This is a genomic window from Providencia sp. PROV189 (assembly GCF_028480065.1).
Classification (GTDB): domain Bacteria; phylum Pseudomonadota; class Gammaproteobacteria; order Enterobacterales; family Enterobacteriaceae; genus Providencia; species Providencia stuartii.
In genome coordinates this window covers 38505-56884 of sequence record NZ_JAMPOG010000003.1, presented here as the reverse complement: position 1 = coordinate 56884, position 18380 = coordinate 38505, and the positions used below count along the sequence as shown (strand labels likewise).

The window sequence follows — 18380 nt, the reverse complement described above, 5'->3', positions numbered from 1 at the left end:
GTTATTGTGATTGTGCTCACATCTTTTATTATATCAATAACTAACTACAAGTGATAGCGTCTCAAAATTAACGCGTGTTTTTAGCTCAACCCATTGTGTTAACCTAAATTTTACATTAAGCGACTTACTATTTTTAATTAATACTGAATAATATGCCTTTTGTCCTTCGTCCCTATCAACAAGAAGCTGTCGATGCGACCGTTCGTTATTTTCGCCAACACACGCAACCTGCCGTGATTGTGCTACCAACGGGAGCAGGAAAAAGCTTGGTCATTGCCGAACTTGCTCGCTTAGCTCGAGGAAGAGTATTGGTTCTTGCTCACGTCAAAGAATTAGTAGAACAAAACCATGCAAAATATATCGCTTATGGCCTTGAGGCTGATATTTTCGCTGCTGGCTTAAATCGCAAACAATCCCAAAGCAAAGTCGTCTTTGGCAGCGTACAATCCGTTGCGCGAAACTTAGACAGTTTTAATGATAATTTCTCCTTAATTATCATTGATGAATGTCATCGTATTAGCGCGAATGAGAAAAGCCAATATCAACAAATTATCAATAACCTTAGTCAGTACAACCCTGCATTGAAGATCCTAGGTTTAACCGCCACTCCCTATCGACTCGGTTCAGGATGGATCTATCAATATCATTATCACGGCATGATAAGAGGCGATGAGAACTGCTTTTTTCATGAATGTATTTATGAGTTACCTTTGCATTACATGATTAAAAATCATTTCTTAGTCACCCCCGAACGCCTTGATATGCCAGTATTACAGTATGACTTTAGCCAAGTTTCTCTCAGTTCCGCCGGCATTTTTAATGAACAAGAATTAAACCTTTCTATTAAGAAACAAAAACGTATTACCCCTAAAATTGTCGCTCAAATTGTTGAATACGCCTTACCGCGGCAAGGTTGTATGATCTTTGCCGCTACCGTTGAACACGCAAAAGAAATTTTCGGCTATTTACCTGAACAGACCGCCGCCTTAGTTACCGCCGAGACGCCCGCGATAGAGCGAGAGGCTATTATTCAACAGTTTAAGCAGAAAAAGCTGCATTTTTTAGTCAACGTTTCTGTTCTGACAACAGGGTTTGATGCCCCGCATGTCGATGTTATTGCCATTCTACGCCCAACAGAATCTGTCAGCTTATACCAACAAATTGTAGGCCGAGGCTTGCGCCTTTCACCGGGAAAAACCGAGTGCCTGATCTTAGACTATGCAGGGAATCCTCACGACCTCTTTCGCCCTGAGGTAGGTTCAACTAAGCCTAACACCAACAGTGTTCCCGTTCAGGTATTCTGCCCTCTTTGTCAGTTTGCTAATACTTTTTGGGGAAAATGCACCGAAGATGGGCAAATTATCGAGCATTATGGTCGCCGCTGCCAAGGCTGGGAAGAGAATGAATTAGGTCAAAAGCAGCAATGTGAGTACCGTTTTCGTTTTAAACAATGTCCTCATTGTGGTGCAGAAAACGATATTGCCGCTCGCCGCTGCCAAAAATGCGATGGGGTATTATCTGATCCTGACGATATGCTAAAAGCGGCTTTGAAATTAAAAGATGCGTTGCTCTTACGTTGCGGCGGCATGGCACTAACCAATGGTGCTGATAACAAAGGTGAATGGCTAAAAATCACGTACTATGATGAAGATGGCACCTCCGTTTCGGAACGCTTTCGTTTGCATACACAGGCGCAACGCCGTGCTTTTGAATACCATTTCTTGCGGGAACATTTCCGTGCGCCAGGCGTTCCTTTTCATTGGTCTTCGGCTAATGACATTATCTCTCAGCAGGCTTTATTACGTTATCCTCAATTTATAGTGGCTCGTAAGAAGGAAAGTTATTGGGAGATCCGCCAAAAAATATTTGATTATCAAGGGCGTTTTCGAGTTGCCGACCAACTCTACTCCTGATATTGATTAGATTATGATTGCTGTAAAGACGGTTTTCCGTTAAAATGCCGCCCGCTTGGATGTTTCGCGTCAGCGAATTACACATCAACAAGCCAAATCTCGAACCTGCTGCTGGGTCGCCTGTAGCAGGATTTTATTTTTTTCTTGTATAGAGAAATAGTAATGTTAACTATTAATGCAATTGCACGTAAAGAGCAGGGTAAGGGTGCGAGCCGCCGCCTGCGCAGAGCAAACCAGCTTCCAGCTATCGTTTACGGTGGCAACCAAGAAGCTATCTCTGTTACTCTTAACCATGATGAAGTGATTAACCAAGAAGGCAAAGCAGAATTTTATGAAGTTCTGAGCCTGGTTATCGATGGTAAAGAAACTAAAGTCAAAGTTCAGGCAATTCAACGTCACCCATTCAAGCCAAAAGTGACGCACATTGACTTCCTGCGCGTTTAATTAAAGCCACAAGCCGAGCTTTAGAATTTATCGGGACGCCGAGTAAATAACGCCGCAATTGCGGCGTTATTTATTTTTAGTGGTTACCTTATTTGCCACTACGACGTTGCAGTTGATCCCGCAAATTTGGCGGAGTGCCTCGAATCGTTAATGTATCTGTGACTGGATCCCAAAAAATACGCTCTCCCATCAGTAATGCATCAAAACTGATCGTTATTCCACCACCACTACCAGAAAACTTGGTCAGTTGCTTTAACGTACCTCTATCTGCGGGAAAGCTATCTTCTAATTGATAATCATTTTGGCGAGCAAAATCACTGAAGCTTTGTTCCTCAACTACCGGCAACTCATTCGATAGCGCTTGTAATTCAATTTCTTCCCCTGATTGCAACTGCTCAGTACAATAATTATGGACTTGCTGACGATACGCTTGACGCGTATTTTTATCCATCTGAGCATTATCACAAAAATCATCTAGCGCTTGTACTAAGCCTTTATTTTGAGCTTTTGCATTTAGACCTTCTGACGCCGCTAAAAAGTCCATAAAAAAGTCAGAGACTTTGCGCCCTACTCTCCCTTTTAAAAAGGTCAAGTAACGGGTTGACTCTGGGTTCGTTTCCCACTCAGTTAAATCAATACGCGCTACAATATCTGCATGAGGGATATCCAGATAATGTGTCGTCGATAAATCGAGGTTATCTGTCACAAACATACTGTCACAGCTGCTTAATACCGCGATTAATAAATATTCAACCGCGAGGTAGCGATATTGACAAAAGAGCACCACGCCCCCTTCAGCAAAGGGATATTTTGCCAATTCATCTTTTAAGCGCACGGTCATTGCACGGCTAAAACCGAGAAACTCCTCTTCACCTTTGCGCAATAATTTCAATGCGTCCGCCAGCTCACTCTCTTCGTTAAACTCGCCAAACGCTTTGCTCTTCGCACTGTATACTCGGTGTAATTCTGCCATCATGTCTTGCACAACGTTATCGGTTGACAACAGAGAATCACGTAACATCACTTCGAGTGTTTGTTCATCGCGTTTGATCAACTGATGTAAAGCTATCTGGGTAATTTCCAGACTCATTGTAGGCTCCTTGTTCAAGCAGAAATATTGTCGCGCGTATTCAAACACCGATGCTATTTATCTGCAACTGAAACCGTCATCTCTACCTATTTTTACTTAGCAAAATTGAACTAATACTCATTCAAATTATCTTAATAAGCATTATTCTCACTTGAATATAAATTTCTTGCGAAGAATGAAGAAAAACATCCCGCTATACGCTATCATAGGTGAGCTTTAACTAATTTAGGATGTCGAAATTTATGCCACAGTCATCTCGCTATAGTGATGAAAAAGTTGAAACTTTGCTTGCTGAACTTGTCAGCGTGTTAGAAAAAAACCATACTCCTGTAGATCTTTCACTTATGGTGTTAGGCAATATGGTGACCAATCTGCTTAATACGTCTGTTGCGCCAACTCAACGTAAAATGATTGCAGACTCTTTCGCCAACGCTTTGTTGTCTTCTGTTAAAGAAGATCAATCTCACTAAATAGACTAATGAAATAAACAGTATGGTGACCCAGCAGCGCTACCGTGACAAAGTCTCCCAAATGATAAGTTGGGGGCACTGGTTTGCACTTTTCAATATACTGCTTAGCCTCGGGCTAAGCAGTAGCTATCTGTTTATTTTCGATTGGCCTGATACGCTAGCTGGGCGTATTTTTGCCTTCGTCAGTTGGATTGGCCATTTTAGCTTTGTCGTTTTTGCTTGCTACTTGCTCATTGTCTTTCCTCTGACCTTTATTGTGATGTCTCAGCGGCTGCTGAGGCTGATTTGTGTTGCCCTTGCCACCGTTGGCACCACATTATTACTCTTTGATATTCGGGTATTTAGCCAATTTGGCCTACACCTAACGCCACAAGTTTGGGATCTTGTCATCAACCCTGACAAAGGTGAAATGGCTCGCGAGTGGCAACTCATGTTTATCACCATCCCAATCATCTTTCTCGTTCAAATGCTATTTGCAACGTGGAGTTGGCAAAAGTTACGCAGTTTGAACAGGCAAACTTTTGGTAAGCCACTTGCGGGGATATTTATTGCGACCTTTATTATGTCGCACCTAATGTATGCATGGTCTGATGCTAATTTCTATCGCCCCATTACCATGCAGCGCTATAATTACCCGCTGTCACAACCTATGACGGCAAGGAAACTGCTTGATAAATACGGTCTGCTGGACTTATCAGAACATCAAAATCGTGTTTTCCAACAAGGTAGCCCTACTGCACTAAAAATCCAGTATCCATTAAAACCGCTCAGCTACTATGACCAAGGTATGGGTTATAACCTGCTGTTAGTTGTTGTTGATGATTTAGGCAATAAAACACAGCAAAATAGCATGTCATCGCTGAAATCATTTAAAGAGATGAGTACCGAATTCACCAACCACTATACGACGGGTTTACGTAACGATACTGCTCTCTTTGGCCTATTTTATGGTATCTCATCCAGCTATTTTGATAATATTCTTAATGAGCGGTATGCCTCTGTACTTATCCAAGCATTGCAGAAACAAGGGTATCAATTCGGCCTATTCTCTACCGATGGCTTTAATTCCCCGCTTTTCCGTCAAGCTATCTTGGCCGATTATTCATTACCTGCAAAAGCGGCTGATAGTGATGCACAAACAATTTCTCAGTGGGATTCCTGGTTAAAAGGTTTAAAAAATGAATCGCCTTGGTTCTCCTTCTTAAATATTAAAGGTAAACCGGGAAGTAACCAGACGGATCAACAAATCAATCAAGTAATAGAGTCACTGATACGTGATGGTCGCTTGAAAAATACGATTGTTATTATTACAGCGAATTATAATAATGCTGAACAATCTGACACGACAAACTGGTTTAGTAATAAACGTTTTGAGCGGGAAAAAATGCAGGTTCCACTGCTTATCTATTGGCCTAATACACCGAGTCAACAAATTGATAAGCTGACAAGCCACCAAGACGTATTGACGACGATTATGCAACGGTTACTGCATGTGTCTAACTCGCCTGAGGATTATAGCCAAGGGGAAGATTTATTTAGCCCAGAACGTAAATACCCGTGGGTTATTACCGGCGATGACAATGATGTAGTGATCACGACCAATAGTGCGACCCTGTATATGGATCATAACGGTCAATTTAGTATCTATGACCTGCAAGGTCGAGAAGTTAAAGACCAAAAACCTGATCTTGCACAGTTATTGAAGATTTTCACAGAGCTTAAGCGTTTTAATGAAAATTAACGTTTAAAAATCAATCAGTCGTGCAATCAATGTCTTGCTTTCATGGGGAAAATGAGTAGTATTAATCGCAGTTCGGCATGTAGCGCAGCTTGGTAGCGCACCGTCATGGGGTGTCGGGGGTCGTAGGTTCAAATCCTATCATGCCGACCAGAATTCCCTAAGAAAACCAACCTGTTATGGTTGGTTTTTTTGTATCTAAAATTTAAGCGGGGTAAAAGTTTGCTTTTAAAGTCTTCAAAGTCTGGCTGTATCTTTTCCCGCCAATAGAAATAGAGACGTAACTAAAAATATTCTTTTCATCATCAATACTTTTTAATTATCAATGAGTGAATATGAGTAAATAGTTGCAACAATAAAATGCAAAAAACCCTACCAGCTGGTAGGGTTGCAGATTGAGGCTACACCTTATGTGTAGCCTAATAACCTAACTCTATATCAATTACTTAATTTTTATCTTTATTTTCTATTGCTATCAGTTGCGGTTTCTCTTCTTCCGGCAATTCATACTCAATGGCCACCGTTAAAAGCCCTCTTGATAGATCCGCTTTTTCTATCCTTACATTTTTACCTAGGTCAAACTGCAACGTAAACTGACCGTAGGATATTCCACGGTGAAGCCACTTTTCGTTATCTTCCTGAGATTTTTCTTCTCGTTTCCCTTCTACCAATAATCGACCACCTTTTAATGAAACAGTTAAATCGCTTTCTTGGTATCCAGGAACACTAACCGTAAGCTCATAATGGCTATCATCAATCTGTTTCAGATCATAGGTCTGAACCGGTGATGCAATAGGCCTGCTTCCGGTGAGTTGGCTGAATAAACGGTCTATCTGATCAAACCGATTAGATAGTAAGCTATCAGAAATTGTTGGAAATAATGAAAAAGGTTTAATGTTAGCCATAATTCCTCCTTCAGTATTAATGAGATTAAGTGGATGTACCTATCACCCATAAATATACATAGGGACGACTCATCACTTTTCAACCCTGCCAGCTCAAATTTTATAGAAAAATTTATTTTTTATTATTATCAGTCGCTTAATCGTAGTCTCTTAACGTGAAGATACAGTGCCTCCGCATACTGCTCTTGACCAGACTGGCTTAATGAATAACCGATTTTGAAAACAGTTGGATAATAATAATGCCCAATGCAATGAACCCTAGTCCAATTAATGCTGGAAGATCGAGTTTCTGTTTGTAAACAAAGAACGATAATACCGAAACAAGGAATATCCCAACTCCTGCCCATATCGCATATGCGATGCCAATATTCATACTTTTTACGACCTGCGATAAGCCATAAAAAGAGACGGCATAACCTACGATAACAATAATACTCGGCACCAAGCGGGTAAATCCATCAGACGCTTTCATCATGGTTGTCGCTGCTGTTTCAGCTAATATAGACACCATTAAGATTGCGTATACTTTCAGCATAAAGACCTCTTTGACTCATTTTGGAAGCTCATCGCTCCCTTGTTAAACAAAATAGATTATTGATTCATCATAATGCTATGACGTGCGCCGCCATGGTATGCGCTTGTACCACGGTATAGGCGCTGGATGGACGATAGCGCGTAATGCTCGTGCATAATCCATCATCAATCCTGGAGTCCAGGCCATCATCCGTGCGCGACGCCGTATCTGAGCGGCTATCCATAATTCAGGCATACAAAGTACACTTAATACTCCCAAAAAACTGCTTCTTTTCTGGATAGATAAAACCCCATCCAATGCAGCCTCTAACGCATACGCAACGCTGCTAGAGCAATTTTGATATGTCAGATTATAAACTGGGTGCTGCCGATATTTTTCCCAAAAAGTTATCAATGATGCTGGGTTATAAACCTCGAAAGTGATCCTCCTATCTGAATCACACCATTCTGAAGCTTCTGTTTGATAATCAGGTAAAAAACGCCCCGGCACATTATTAGCAGCCGTTGCCTTCAATATTCTAAAAAACTCTGAAGGAGAACGGTCAATATCTTCCGCTGGATATAAACTAATATAGATATAGGGATAAAGTTCTAATGCGGCATGCCCTGTTGAAATAACGCCATCGGCATCAACTGCGGCAATATAGCGATTAATAATTGGGCGTGGCACAGGACGCTGATTAGCAGAGCCTTCCGGTGTCCATATATGGACCGTTAAAACTGAGTTAGGATCTATTTTTTGCTTCGAAGTATCTGCCGTTGAAGCCGTCGTATTCGTTGCGGTAGCGCCTGTCTTTTTAAATGACATAGGCCTCGGACGCATAAGCTCAAATATTGCTGTTCCCCGCCGAATATAACGTGCGCGCAATGCAATTCGCAAACAACCTAAACCACTTCCTATCATTAAAAATCCGAGAAAAAAGGAGATAGTGGCTTGATGATGCGTAAACAGAAAGAATGCAAAAAATATTTCAATTCCTCCCCATATCATGACCAATTGCCATCCGGGGAAACGAACAACCCATGCAGACACGACCACAAATAAACCAGTAAAAAAGTAAGCAAAGCCAAACATTGCTGATAGCAGTACATTACTAAATTTTTGATTGATTAATATAACCAGTGCGCAAAACAGAAATAGACAACCTTTAAAAAAGAGTATTGCTTTTTGGGTACCAACCCCACTCGAAGCGACACTTAATGTCACCAAACTTTCTAGTAATAATAACAAACCAAAGAGATGTATCGGGAAGAAAGCATTCCCATCAAGGCCATCAATAAAAATAAAAATACCCATCAAACACCAAAGGCTCCCTATACCCCAAAGGTAATGAGCTTTTCCTCTGATGAACTCCGCACCAAAGAGTAATAATGCAATTTGTAGCATCACCTATCCCTTGTTATGACCTCAATTTCAAGAAACTTCACTTGAAATAAACCAATTACCAACAACCATCATGGGATCGCTGCTACCAAAAAATACACTGCCACGATCTTCTATCGTCCACCAGTGGCCATCGCTATCCGCAAAACGAAATAGTATTGTGGGAAGAACAGCATGATGCTGCTGTGAATACCAATGCTGATTAAGTTTTTCCTGATCCTCAGGATGAATGGCCTCGATAAGCTGCTTAATATTGGAACATGCAGTAATATCTGTATCAGGAATACCGTTATTTGAGTTTCCCCATTCAATCGTTCCATCGCTTAAATTCAATTGATAAACAAGATGCTGTCGAGTATAGATGCCTTGATTTTCATCGATCCGTTGAGTGCTACGCGTCACAACGCGCAAAAATACCATTAATAGCGATATTACTGTCAAATAACCTTGAATAAGCCAAAGAGACTCATGACGAAACAAGCCGTGAAGATAAAAAGGCCCTTGTCGATTACTGGTATAATAGATAGTGATAGTGGCAAGCACTAATAATGCTAATGACCCCCCACGGTTCCCCCAGAGCAAGGATAAAATAACGGCAAATAAAACAGGGATACACAGCAAAGATAGCCGAATAAGATTACGTTGATGGTGGAAATAGGCGTTATACAGTTGTATTGCACTATCATTAAATATCAAGATAGTACTCATAATCAGTAAGCCAAGAACGACGACGCCCCAAATTAAATGCATCCGCAAATTAGTTATCGTTTTAAATCGGGTATTTATTAACCCCATCATCACTGTTGTAGCAAATATATTCCCCGTAATATCAGCAATAAATCCATCCCAAAAGATATTTTTAATCGAAGTATGATCCAACCAATACATGCTGACCGAAAACAATACCGCATCTAACAAACTGACAATGATGATGGTAAATAGCCATAGTAAGATAATATGCAAATCATCATCTTGATGGGCATATTTGCGTACAATCCAAGCAATAACAATGCAGGAAAGTACCCCTAAAATAGAGTAAAGAACTGAAATTAGAATAGCTTCACTATCAAAGCCATCTAAAAAAAGATTTAACACAATGAAGCCAAATAACAATATTGGCCATTGGCGTTTATGCATACATAGAAATGCCGTCGTTGCTACTCCGGCAGGAAACCAGACAACGGAAATTTCAGCGTTAGGTGGCGTGAGAATTTCTGAAATCTCACCTGTCACATAATAAAGCAACAGCCAGCCTATTATGGCAACGAATGGCATTTTCTGTGATAACAGAGATGTTTTCATATATTATCTCAGGCTCAGTAAAAGTTATCTCTGGTGTTTCTCAATAAAAAAAGAACAAATCCCCTTTTCGCTGGCAAAAAATAGCAAAATTAGAGCCTCAGGTATAGTAATTACACTGATTTATTATGTTCGATAGTATCTTAATCATACCTCACTTAATAACGAAATATCGCAAAAACTGCGCCGCGACAACGCACCTATCGTGCAAAGGTTTCCATCATAGTGCAATTTACTTAGAACAAATATACAACTATTTGATATAGTGAATATTATTTTTCTATTCTGTTGAAGGTTTAGTCGATGTTACGTTACCCTGCTCATATTACACATATTCTCCGTCATGCATTTCGTTCACGGCCTCGCTTTATTATCTCTTTGCTTGTTGCATTGACTACCTTTTTCGCTCTGTTGCCATATCAAGGCACTATGATGTGTTTGATCCTAAGTTGGAACGCCTTTGCTTGGATCTATTTACTTTTTCTCTTTGCTCGAATTATTAATCATAAAGTCAAAGATATACGCAAAATAACCAGAGTTGAGGATGAAAGTGCGCGTATGGTTATATTTTTTCTCGTCGCGGGCTGTTGTGTCAGTTTATTGGTGTTATTTTTTGCGTTAGGGGGCCATGGCGATTTTTCACAAGATGATAAATTTGTTTCTTATGCACTAACGGCTTCAACACTGATTTCTTCGTGGTTACTGCTTCCTACCGGCTTTACCATGCACTATGCACATTTGTATTACAGTAATTCAGATAAACAACAGCCATGGTTGCGGTTTCCTGATAAATTGCTTGAGCCGAGTTATTCCGATTTTATGTATTTCTCTTTTACTATTGCCGTCGCGTCACAAACAGCGGATGTTGAAGTTGCCTCAACTCCTATGCGTCGTGCGGTATTGCTACAGTCCGTTATTTCTTTTATTTTTAACATGGCAATCTTAGGGTTATGTATCAATATCTCGGCAAGTTTTTTCTAACGTTAATGAGGCTTATTTTCACGCCGTCTGAATCAGTTACACGCTAATAGCACAAAGACAGCGGCATGATAATTATTAAAAAGGAACAATGATTGGATTATTTTCGACTCGCCACACCACAAGATATCGAAGCACTGAAACACATTGATAGCGTAGCGACTGCTGAACGAGCCCAAAATATTCAGCAATGGGTTAATGAGAAGAATTGCTATCTCATCGAACGCCAGAGTCAAATTATTGCCTATGGCGTTTTACATTACCGCTTTTTTGGATGTGGATTTATTGAAATGTTGATGGTTGATAGCGAATTTCGGCGACAAGGCATAGGCTCACAGTTAATAGAACAGCTTAAATTAACTTGTGTGACTCCAAAACTATTCACCTCAACCAATCAATCAAATGTTTCCATGCAAAGATTACTCGCGAATGCTCAGTTTATTTCGAGTGGAATAATAGAGAACCTTGACGAAGGCGATCCTGAATTGATCTATTTTTACCGATGAACACCTTCTACCACTGAGCAAACATAATGTTTAATTTAAAACCTTATAACAAAGAAGCGTGCATCACTACATTTGTCAATTTTTCATTAAATTGCTGATAGGTTTGCGGATTTATCTTCGTTGGATAACTTAAAATTTCCAATTGATGTGGTGCATATTCAGGATGATAGCTTGGATGGGCATGTTGATATTCATTTTGCTTAAAGCCGCAATGGTGGTAAAAACGCAGCCTTTTCTCACTAATTTCATCGATAACAGGGTCGATTTCCAGAATAACCCGACTCACTTGTTCACAGAAGCTGCTTAGCACTTTTTGACCGTATCCCTTTCCCCGTAAATTAGGCGATATAGCAAGGTGTTCAATATAAAAATAATCACCAATTTTCCAACTTCCTACAAAACCAATAAAAACACCTTCATCAGAAAAAGAGTACAAATAATAATCTTTATGTTTAAGTATACTTTGTCGTCCTTGATAACTTCTTTTTTCATAAGCTGGGAATGACAAATCGTAGAGGCCATTGACCTTTTCTATTTCTATCGAATCTTTCTCTGTTAATCTCGTGACGGTCAGCATTAAACTAAAATCCATTATTTTACAAACAAACCCTGTTAGCATACCTATTATCTATTACTCGGCAACTGATTTTCACTTTCTCTTGGGGTAAGAAGCTAATATAATCATTTGTTTTTCATAGATAAAAACAGATAATTACCTCTTCAGGATAACAATCCTTTGGTCTTTTAAAAAATATTATCATTCTGATATTGACTTTATCCCTCTCTCAATCTAAAAATACTGTATATGAATACAGTGTTAGGTAGAGGCGATTATGTTACGCATTGAGATTTTATTTGATAAAAATGCACCACAAAAACCTAGTGATATTATCTTGCAAGCACTTGAAACTGAAATTACTCGTAAACTTAGCCCACAATATCCAGACATGATAACGCGGGTTGCTTTTAGCTCTAGCCAGCGAATTAATATTTCAGGCACCAAACTTGCGCAAGATAAGGCTCGTATTGAAGAGATATTAGAGGAAATTTGGCTGGACGATGGCTGGATCCCTGAACAAAATTCAATGGATTAGGCATGTGGTCAATTAAAGGAATGTCTGGCTAAATTAGCTCAGCATTCCTTTGCCACTATCTAAAATAATACGTTTTAAAAAGTGTATTTTATTCCAGCTAAACCAACCCATCCTAAACGCTGCTCAGTAAGCGTGCTTTTCGCAGCATCTCCAACTAGGTAATAAGCACCAACGCCAGTATAAAGCGCGGTGTCTTCATTTAGGTTATAATTTAATATGGCACCACCGTGAATATCTTTAAAGCCACTTCCCGCGTCATATTCATTAAAGCGTGAGCGACTTGCCTGCTGTTTTGATACGCCAAAATAAGCTTGATTATAAGCTTTATTTCCCCAGACCGTCGCTAACGTATATTCAATATCCCACTTGCTATTTATTTGGTAATTACCAATACCACCGATTTCAACGTTCACTGTTCTACCAATATTTCGCCCCCCATAGTGGCGATCTTTGGTTGCCATGTCTGCTGAAACATAAAGCTGGTAGTTATTGATTGAGTAGTTGACTGTGGCTCCTACGGTCATTGAACCATCTAAATCGCCCATCCCTTTGAGATCTTCATTTTTATTGCCCAAAATCCCTATTTTTTCATCTCGTCCGGCATCATAGCCAATTCGGCTAGAAAACGTGAAGTTATCTGTTAAACCAATTGCCCATTCCGCCCCTTCTAATCCAATACTAAATACACCATAATCATCGGATATATAGCCATAGTTAATATCAACTGTCGGTGAAAATAGGTATTTATTGGATCCCTCATAAGCGGGCATTACTGAGCCACCAGCTCCTAATATCAGCATAGTTTCCCCTGCCATGACAGCACTATAGGGTAATAATGCCGCAACCAAGGTTACCGCTGAACACAATTGTTTCATTAGAAGTTTCCTATCTTATTTATTAATAAATTTTCTGCCTAATAAACGTTTTGATTTCCTTCATCGGATTAGTACCATTCTTTACTTCTTTAGTGATTTTCTCATTTGCAATGCAACTTTTTATTTTTGTACAAGCATGAATTTCGTTTATTGAAACCGCTGGAAATAACCTTTCCTTCGGCAAATTAAAATTTTTCCCTATTAAAATCATTGAGATAAAAATAACCGTAACGAAAGCTGTGCTCTCAATAAGTTGTAATTTCATTTTAGTTATTCCTATAACTGCAAAGACGTTAAAATAATAATCTTATTACTCATTCATACCTTAAAAATGGGTTAAACAAACCTTAAGGCTTTATTAAATCTCACGTTGAATTGACCTTGATTATATTGTCGGAAAAATGTTGCCTGCTTATACTGCTCGCCAGAGAGGTGATAAAATGAATATTCTATTAGTCGAAGATGATCTCCAATTAGGCAAAGCACTCTGCCGTGGCTTAGAACTTGCAGGTTTTAATCCACTTTGGGTACGGTTACTTTCGGATGCTAAACAACAACTCAATTCCCGTAATTTTGATCTCATGCTCCTAGACTTAGGATTGCCTGATGGTGATGGTAATGAGGAATTAATCGCATGGCGCCGCTCAGGCCAATCAATACCGATTATTATTTTGACCGCACGTAATCAGATGGATAATTTAGTAACCAGTCTAGATTCTGGTGCCGATGACTTTTTAACCAAGCCATTTGCCATGCCAGAGTTAATTTCTCGTGTAAAAGCGGTCAGCCGCCGTATGGCAGGTTTTTCATCGGAAATTTGGCAATTGGATAATCTGCAATTAAATCCAATCAATCACCAAGTGCTCTTAAATGATCAGCTTTTGCTACTATCAGGCAAAGAGTATCAACTTTTATATGAATTAGTGAAAAATGCCGATAATGTAGTTCGCAAGGCCGATCTCGAACAGCGCCTATTTGGTTTCGATGATAAAATAGAAAGTAATTCGCTTGAGGTACATATTCACAACTTACGACGCAAGATAGGTAAAGATCGCATTATCACTATCCGCGGCATTGGTTATTTACTTAAAAAAGAAGCTCAGCCAAGTGAAAGTTAAATCCTTTTTTATTTACACCTTTTTCTTACAGATAAGCTCAGTGGTTTTACTGTGGGGGCTGCTCGTTGGCTGGCTACAATTTTTTTATTTACCTAGCATTGATGATGATTTTAACCGGCAACAACAAATTGTTACCAAAGGCTTTGCTGATACTTTAGGCGCCGTTACCAATAATCCTGAATATTTTGATCGTATCGCCACCTCATTACAAAAAATGTATACCGATGCGATGGAAAATGGCTTGGAAGTCTCCTATAAGCCTTTTGTTGTGATCCGTAATCAACATGGTGAAGTGCTATACCGTAATAGCGATAAAATTAATATAACTGACAATATTACGTTCAATGAATTACAAGCACAGCAACCAAATTGGCACTTTACTGTGTCATGGAATGACGCGCACACCATTGAGGTGATCCTTGGTGAATCCTATTTTGACCGTAAATCAATAATTGGCAGCCCCGCAGAAGGCACCGCAATACCTTTATTATTTATATTAGGTATCATGCTAATCGCTATTATTGTCACCGCTTATTTCAGTTTGCGACCACTCAGACAAGCTGCAACTATAATCTCCAGCCGTAAGCCGGGGAATTTGACGCCAATTGAAGTCAAAGAGCAATATAAAGAAATCCGCCCTATTATTACTGCTATCAATAATCTCATGTTGCGGGTCGATGCCGCCAACCAGCGCGAAAAACGTTTTATGGCAGATGCCGCCCATGAACTCCGAACCCCTATCGCTGCTGTGATTGCACAATTGCATTTATTGATGCAAATAGACAATGTCAAAGAGAGGGAAGAGATTGTCAAAGATATGCAAGCCGCTTTAAATCGGGCCGCTTCACTGTCTCACCAACTTATTGATTTAGCACGCTTAGAAGCTGAAGACTTTTCTGTCAATAAAGAGCAAATTAATATACCTACTTTAATTTCCCATATCACTTCATTACATGTTCCCCATGCGATCAGCCAAGATATCGATATTGAATTACAAAGTCCTGATAATGTTTTTATTACCACCGATAAACTTGCATTGACCACTATTTTTACCAACTTGCTGGAAAACGCGATTAAATATAGTGACAAAAAAGGCAAAATTAAGATCACCATTAGAGATTTAAGTCCGTTCGGTGCCACTATAACCGTGCAAGATAATGGTCGAGGGATCCCTGAAGAAAGTCGCCAACTTATCTTTTCACGTTTTTATCGTGTACCCGGAACAATGGAAACAGGAAGTGGCCTTGGGCTTTCCATTGTCCATAATCTTGCGACAAAAATTGATGCGACTATCCGAGTGACAGATGGGTTAGATAAGAAAGGTGTTGGATTTATTATTGATTTACCTTAATGATAATTTTGCCATTAAGATCATAGAGCTTAGACCGTTTTTTGGGCTATAATTTAATTCTATAAGTCTTTTTACTTATTTTGTTAAAGGGAAGGCTCATGTCTCAAGCATTAATTATTATCGACCTCATTGAAGATATTATAGGTAAGAATGGATTATCAAATACCAGTTACCTACAAGCGCAAGAACGTCATGTTGTTGAGAACGCTAATCAAGCGGCTGCTTTTGCACGTAGCCACAACATCCCTGTTATTTGGGTCAAGGTTGGGTTTGCTGATGATTATCAAGATATCCCAGCAGGCTCTCCGATGTTTCACCGTGCAAAACAGCTTAACGCATTAAAATTAAGTAGTTCTGGTTGTCATTGGGTTAAAGATCTTGATGTACAGCTCCGAGACCTCATTATGATTAAAAAAGGCGTTAGTGCATTTACTGGAAATCAACTTGCACATTGGTTACAAGAAAATCATATTAAACAGGTTATTTTTGGCGGAGTGAGTTCACTACTCGCAATTCAAAGCAGCGCTCGCCAAGCCCATGATCTTGGTTATCAAGTTACCGTCATTGATGAACTTTGTGCAGCAGCAAGCTTAGAGTTGCATCAACAAAGTATGCAAGCATTACAAGGAATGGCCACCGTTTCTTCACTCTCAGAATTTTTGCAAGGAAACGTCAAACCATCCTACTGATTATTGTTTTTATATTGCTAACATTTTCTGAATATAAATATCGCGAAGCCGGAGTGCTAACTGCCCTGGCTTGCCCCCAGCAATTTTCTGCCCATCAATTTCAATCACCGGCCAAACAAGTGTTGTTGATGAAGTAATAAACGCTTCCTTAGCAGTTATTGCCTCTTCAATGGTAAATGCACTTTCTTCAACCGCTAAGTTTTGTTCTTGCGCAAGGGTTAAAATGGCTTGCCTTGTAATGCCGGGCAATATTTCATGGCTTAAGCTACGTGTTTTAATTTTATTTTCAGCGGTGATAATAAAAAAATTGCTGGAACTACCCTCTGTTATAAAACCATCTTTGACAAAAAGGGCATCTTCAACTCCCTGAGAGCGGGCATATTCTTTTGCTAAACATGCTGCAAGTAATGCAACTGTTTTAATATCACAACGCTGCCAACGAATATCCTCAAATGTCACAACTCTAATCCCTGTTTTTACACGAGGGTTCTCAATAATAGATGCCTGCTGAGCAAAAAGAACCAATGTTGGGGGGATCGTTTTATCAGGAAATAAGAAATTACGCTGCCCCGCATTTCCACGTGTTAATTGTAAATAGATGAGGCCTTCAGTGAGGTTATTTTTTTCAATAAGTTGCCGATGAATATCAAATAATACATCCTCTGTATAAGGTAGTGCTAATTCCAATTCATGACATGACCGTTTTAACCTTGCTATATGGTTTTTAAAATCAATTAACTTCCCGTTAATGACAGCTGTTACCTCATATACAGCATCGGCAAATAAAAACCCACGGTCAAAAATTGATATCGAGGCCTGCTCCTCTGGGATAAACCGCCCATTGATATAAGTCATCATAGCGTTACTTTTCCTTTTCAAATTGCACACACCAAGTTATGTGATGAAATAGAGATCGACAGCCATGCCACACAATAAAAACGTCATTGTTGCAATAAAATCTATTTTAGACGCTCATTAATTGAGTGTTTTTTATTGATGAATATTAATGTGAGATCAAAATTCATCACTTTTAGATTGATTCTCTAGTATTAACAATAGTCATTTTTGTTATTTTTGTGAAATAGCTATTGAACTAAATGCTAATGCCCTATATTTTTAAAATTAATACAAATCAACCCCGTCAACTACTCTTTATTTGACATAAGGGAGAGCCTTATCATGCTTAATATCAATCCAGATCAACTTAAAAACCTTGCAGAGTCACAATTAAAAGGTCATAGAACGATTATTTATCTCGTTGCCTTATTATTGCTCATTGGGGGGATTGTCTGTATTACTAATCCGCTTGTATCTGGGATCGTATTCAGTTCTTTCATTGGCGTGGTGTTATTAGTCAGTGGCGTAGCCGTTATTTTGAATATTTTCTTCAACCGACTCTACGCAAATATGTCTATTTTATTCAGTTTAATCGTCGGTATCGCCTACCTTATTTTAGGTTATGCGTTCCTCTCAGACCCACTACAAAGCTTGTTATTTCTCGCCATTTTTGTCGCTATTTTATTTATTTTCGGCGGGGTCATTCGGATCTACGCAGGTACTAAGTTGTTTAGTTCAGCAGCCGGAATGATGAATATTTTGATTGGTATTTTAGATTTTATCATCGCCTATATGCTACTAAGCGGAAATGCTCAAACTTCCATCACCCTATTAACCCTGTTTATTGGTATTGAATTGCTCTTTAGCTCTTTCACCCTGTTCCTACTGGCTGGGGCCTTAAAAAGCACCAATAAATAGCCCATGATTGATGGCGAGTTCCCCCCTGTTACCTACCTAACAAACTCGCCATCAAATATTTTTTAAAAATTAAAATAATATTTAATCCAAGCTTGACTTTCCTTTTCCAATAGTTAAAATGCCATCAAGTGATCTAGATCACACTTTAACATTTGGAGTTCCCATGCATACCCTTAAAGAATTTATTAGTGATGTTCAAGAAGTTATTGAATTACTTGCTAAACGTTTTATGTAAGA

At 39.3% G+C, this 18380-nt stretch carries 20 protein-coding genes and 1 tRNA gene; 12 read left to right on the top strand and 9 right to left on the bottom strand.

Going from position 1 to position 18380, the window contains the following annotated elements; genetic code table 11:
• Positions 1–152: 152 nt before the first annotated feature.
• Positions 153–1913, top strand: coding sequence for a DEAD/DEAH box helicase (locus PR833_RS01600; protein WP_272525837.1), 1761 nt, complete (start codon positions 153–155; stop codon positions 1911–1913).
• A gap of 162 nt (positions 1914–2075) precedes the next feature.
• Positions 2076–2357 carry a 50S ribosomal protein L25 gene (gene rplY / locus PR833_RS01595; protein WP_004920900.1) on the top strand — a complete coding sequence of 94 codons (282 nt, stop codon included), beginning with the start codon at positions 2076–2078 and terminating at the stop codon, positions 2355–2357.
• Positions 2358–2445: 88 nt separating this feature from the next.
• Here rplY and yejK read toward each other — a convergent pair whose 3' ends face one another.
• Positions 2446–3447 (bottom strand): nucleoid-associated protein YejK, encoded by a 1002-nt coding sequence (yejK, locus tag PR833_RS01590; RefSeq protein WP_004920902.1) that lies wholly within the window; start codon positions 3445–3447, stop codon positions 2446–2448.
• A 242-nt stretch (positions 3448–3689) separates the two neighbouring features.
• On the opposite strand from yejK, the gene PR833_RS01585 reads away from it, so the two are divergent.
• The 3 genes from PR833_RS01585 (at position 3690) to PR833_RS01575 (ending at position 5808) form a co-directional block, all read left to right on the top strand.
• Entirely contained in the window at positions 3690–3917 is a 228-nt protein-coding gene (locus PR833_RS01585; RefSeq protein ID WP_014656193.1) for a YejL family protein, read from the top strand.
• Positions 3918–3939: 22 nt separating this feature from the next.
• Positions 3940–5658: an LPS biosynthesis-modulating metalloenzyme YejM gene (yejM, locus tag PR833_RS01580; protein ID WP_004920906.1), complete on the top strand. Its 1719-nt coding sequence runs from the start codon at positions 3940–3942 to the stop codon at positions 5656–5658.
• A gap of 73 nt (positions 5659–5731) precedes the next feature.
• Positions 5732–5808 (top strand) — tRNA-Pro (locus PR833_RS01575).
• 293 nt (positions 5809–6101) lie between these two features.
• On the opposite strand, the gene PR833_RS01570 is transcribed toward PR833_RS01575, so the two are convergent.
• The 4 genes from PR833_RS01570 to PR833_RS01555 all read right to left on the bottom strand — a co-directional run bounded on the left by PR833_RS01570 (position 6102) and on the right by PR833_RS01555 (position 9780).
• Positions 6102–6560 carry an Hsp20 family protein gene (locus PR833_RS01570; protein WP_004920908.1) on the bottom strand — a complete coding sequence of 153 codons (459 nt, stop codon included), beginning with the start codon at positions 6558–6560 and terminating at the stop codon, positions 6102–6104.
• A gap of 199 nt (positions 6561–6759) precedes the next feature.
• Complete coding sequence (locus PR833_RS01565; protein WP_376738364.1) at positions 6760–7092, bottom strand: DMT family transporter; 333 nt, start codon at positions 7090–7092, stop codon at positions 6760–6762.
• Positions 7093–7170: 78 nt separating this feature from the next.
• Complete coding sequence (locus tag PR833_RS01560) at positions 7171–8481, bottom strand: HdeD family acid-resistance protein (RefSeq protein WP_272525836.1); 1311 nt, start codon at positions 8479–8481, stop codon at positions 7171–7173.
• 27 nt (positions 8482–8508) lie between these two features.
• Positions 8509–9780: an MASE1 domain-containing protein gene (locus PR833_RS01555; protein ID WP_014656195.1), complete on the bottom strand. Its 1272-nt coding sequence runs from the start codon at positions 9778–9780 to the stop codon at positions 8509–8511.
• A 300-nt stretch (positions 9781–10080) separates the two neighbouring features.
• Here PR833_RS01555 and PR833_RS01550 point away from each other — a divergent pair, with 300 nt between their 5' ends.
• Positions 10081–10758, top strand: coding sequence for a DUF1345 domain-containing protein (locus PR833_RS01550; protein ID WP_014656196.1), 678 nt, complete (start codon positions 10081–10083; stop codon positions 10756–10758).
• A 92-nt stretch (positions 10759–10850) separates the two neighbouring features.
• A complete protein-coding gene (locus PR833_RS01545; RefSeq protein ID WP_004920918.1) occupies positions 10851–11261 on the top strand; it encodes a GNAT family N-acetyltransferase in 411 nt (136 codons plus the stop codon).
• Positions 11262–11304: 43 nt separating this feature from the next.
• Here PR833_RS01545 and PR833_RS01540 read toward each other — a convergent pair whose 3' ends face one another.
• Complete coding sequence (locus tag PR833_RS01540) at positions 11305–11880, bottom strand: GNAT family N-acetyltransferase (RefSeq protein WP_004920920.1); 576 nt, start codon at positions 11878–11880, stop codon at positions 11305–11307.
• A gap of 214 nt (positions 11881–12094) precedes the next feature.
• Here PR833_RS01540 and PR833_RS01535 point away from each other — a divergent pair, with 214 nt between their 5' ends.
• Entirely contained in the window at positions 12095–12355 is a 261-nt protein-coding gene (locus PR833_RS01535) for a DinI-like family protein (protein ID WP_004920922.1), read from the top strand.
• 74 nt (positions 12356–12429) lie between these two features.
• On the opposite strand, the gene PR833_RS01530 is transcribed toward PR833_RS01535, so the two are convergent.
• Entirely contained in the window at positions 12430–13230 is an 801-nt protein-coding gene (locus PR833_RS01530) for a MipA/OmpV family protein (protein ID WP_004920924.1), read from the bottom strand.
• 22 nt (positions 13231–13252) lie between these two features.
• The gene (locus PR833_RS01525) at positions 13253–13495 is read right to left on the bottom strand and encodes a hypothetical protein (protein ID WP_004920926.1); all 243 of its coding nucleotides are present in this window, start codon (positions 13493–13495) and stop codon (positions 13253–13255) included.
• A gap of 175 nt (positions 13496–13670) precedes the next feature.
• Between PR833_RS01525 and PR833_RS01520 the strand changes: the two genes are divergently transcribed.
• The 3 genes from PR833_RS01520 to PR833_RS01510 all read left to right on the top strand — a co-directional run bounded on the left by PR833_RS01520 (position 13671) and on the right by PR833_RS01510 (position 16388).
• The gene (locus PR833_RS01520) at positions 13671–14348 is read left to right on the top strand and encodes a response regulator (RefSeq protein ID WP_014656200.1); all 678 of its coding nucleotides are present in this window, start codon (positions 13671–13673) and stop codon (positions 14346–14348) included.
• Positions 14338–15699, top strand: coding sequence for a sensor histidine kinase (locus PR833_RS01515; RefSeq protein WP_036940839.1), 1362 nt, complete (start codon positions 14338–14340; stop codon positions 15697–15699). Before PR833_RS01520 ends, PR833_RS01515 begins: the two co-directional genes overlap by 11 nt.
• Before the next feature lie 98 nt (positions 15700–15797).
• Positions 15798–16388, top strand: a complete 591-nt coding sequence (locus PR833_RS01510) for a cysteine hydrolase family protein (protein WP_004920932.1) — start codon at positions 15798–15800, stop codon at positions 16386–16388.
• A 9-nt stretch (positions 16389–16397) separates the two neighbouring features.
• Here PR833_RS01510 and PR833_RS01505 read toward each other — a convergent pair whose 3' ends face one another.
• Positions 16398–17246, bottom strand: a complete 849-nt coding sequence (locus tag PR833_RS01505) for a D-amino-acid transaminase (protein ID WP_036940842.1) — start codon at positions 17244–17246, stop codon at positions 16398–16400.
• Positions 17247–17567: 321 nt separating this feature from the next.
• On the opposite strand from PR833_RS01505, the gene PR833_RS01500 reads away from it, so the two are divergent.
• On the top strand, positions 17568–18143 hold the full coding sequence (locus PR833_RS01500; RefSeq protein WP_004920937.1) for a DUF308 domain-containing protein: 576 nt from the start codon (positions 17568–17570) through the stop codon (positions 18141–18143).
• Positions 18144–18380 lie beyond the last annotated feature (237 nt).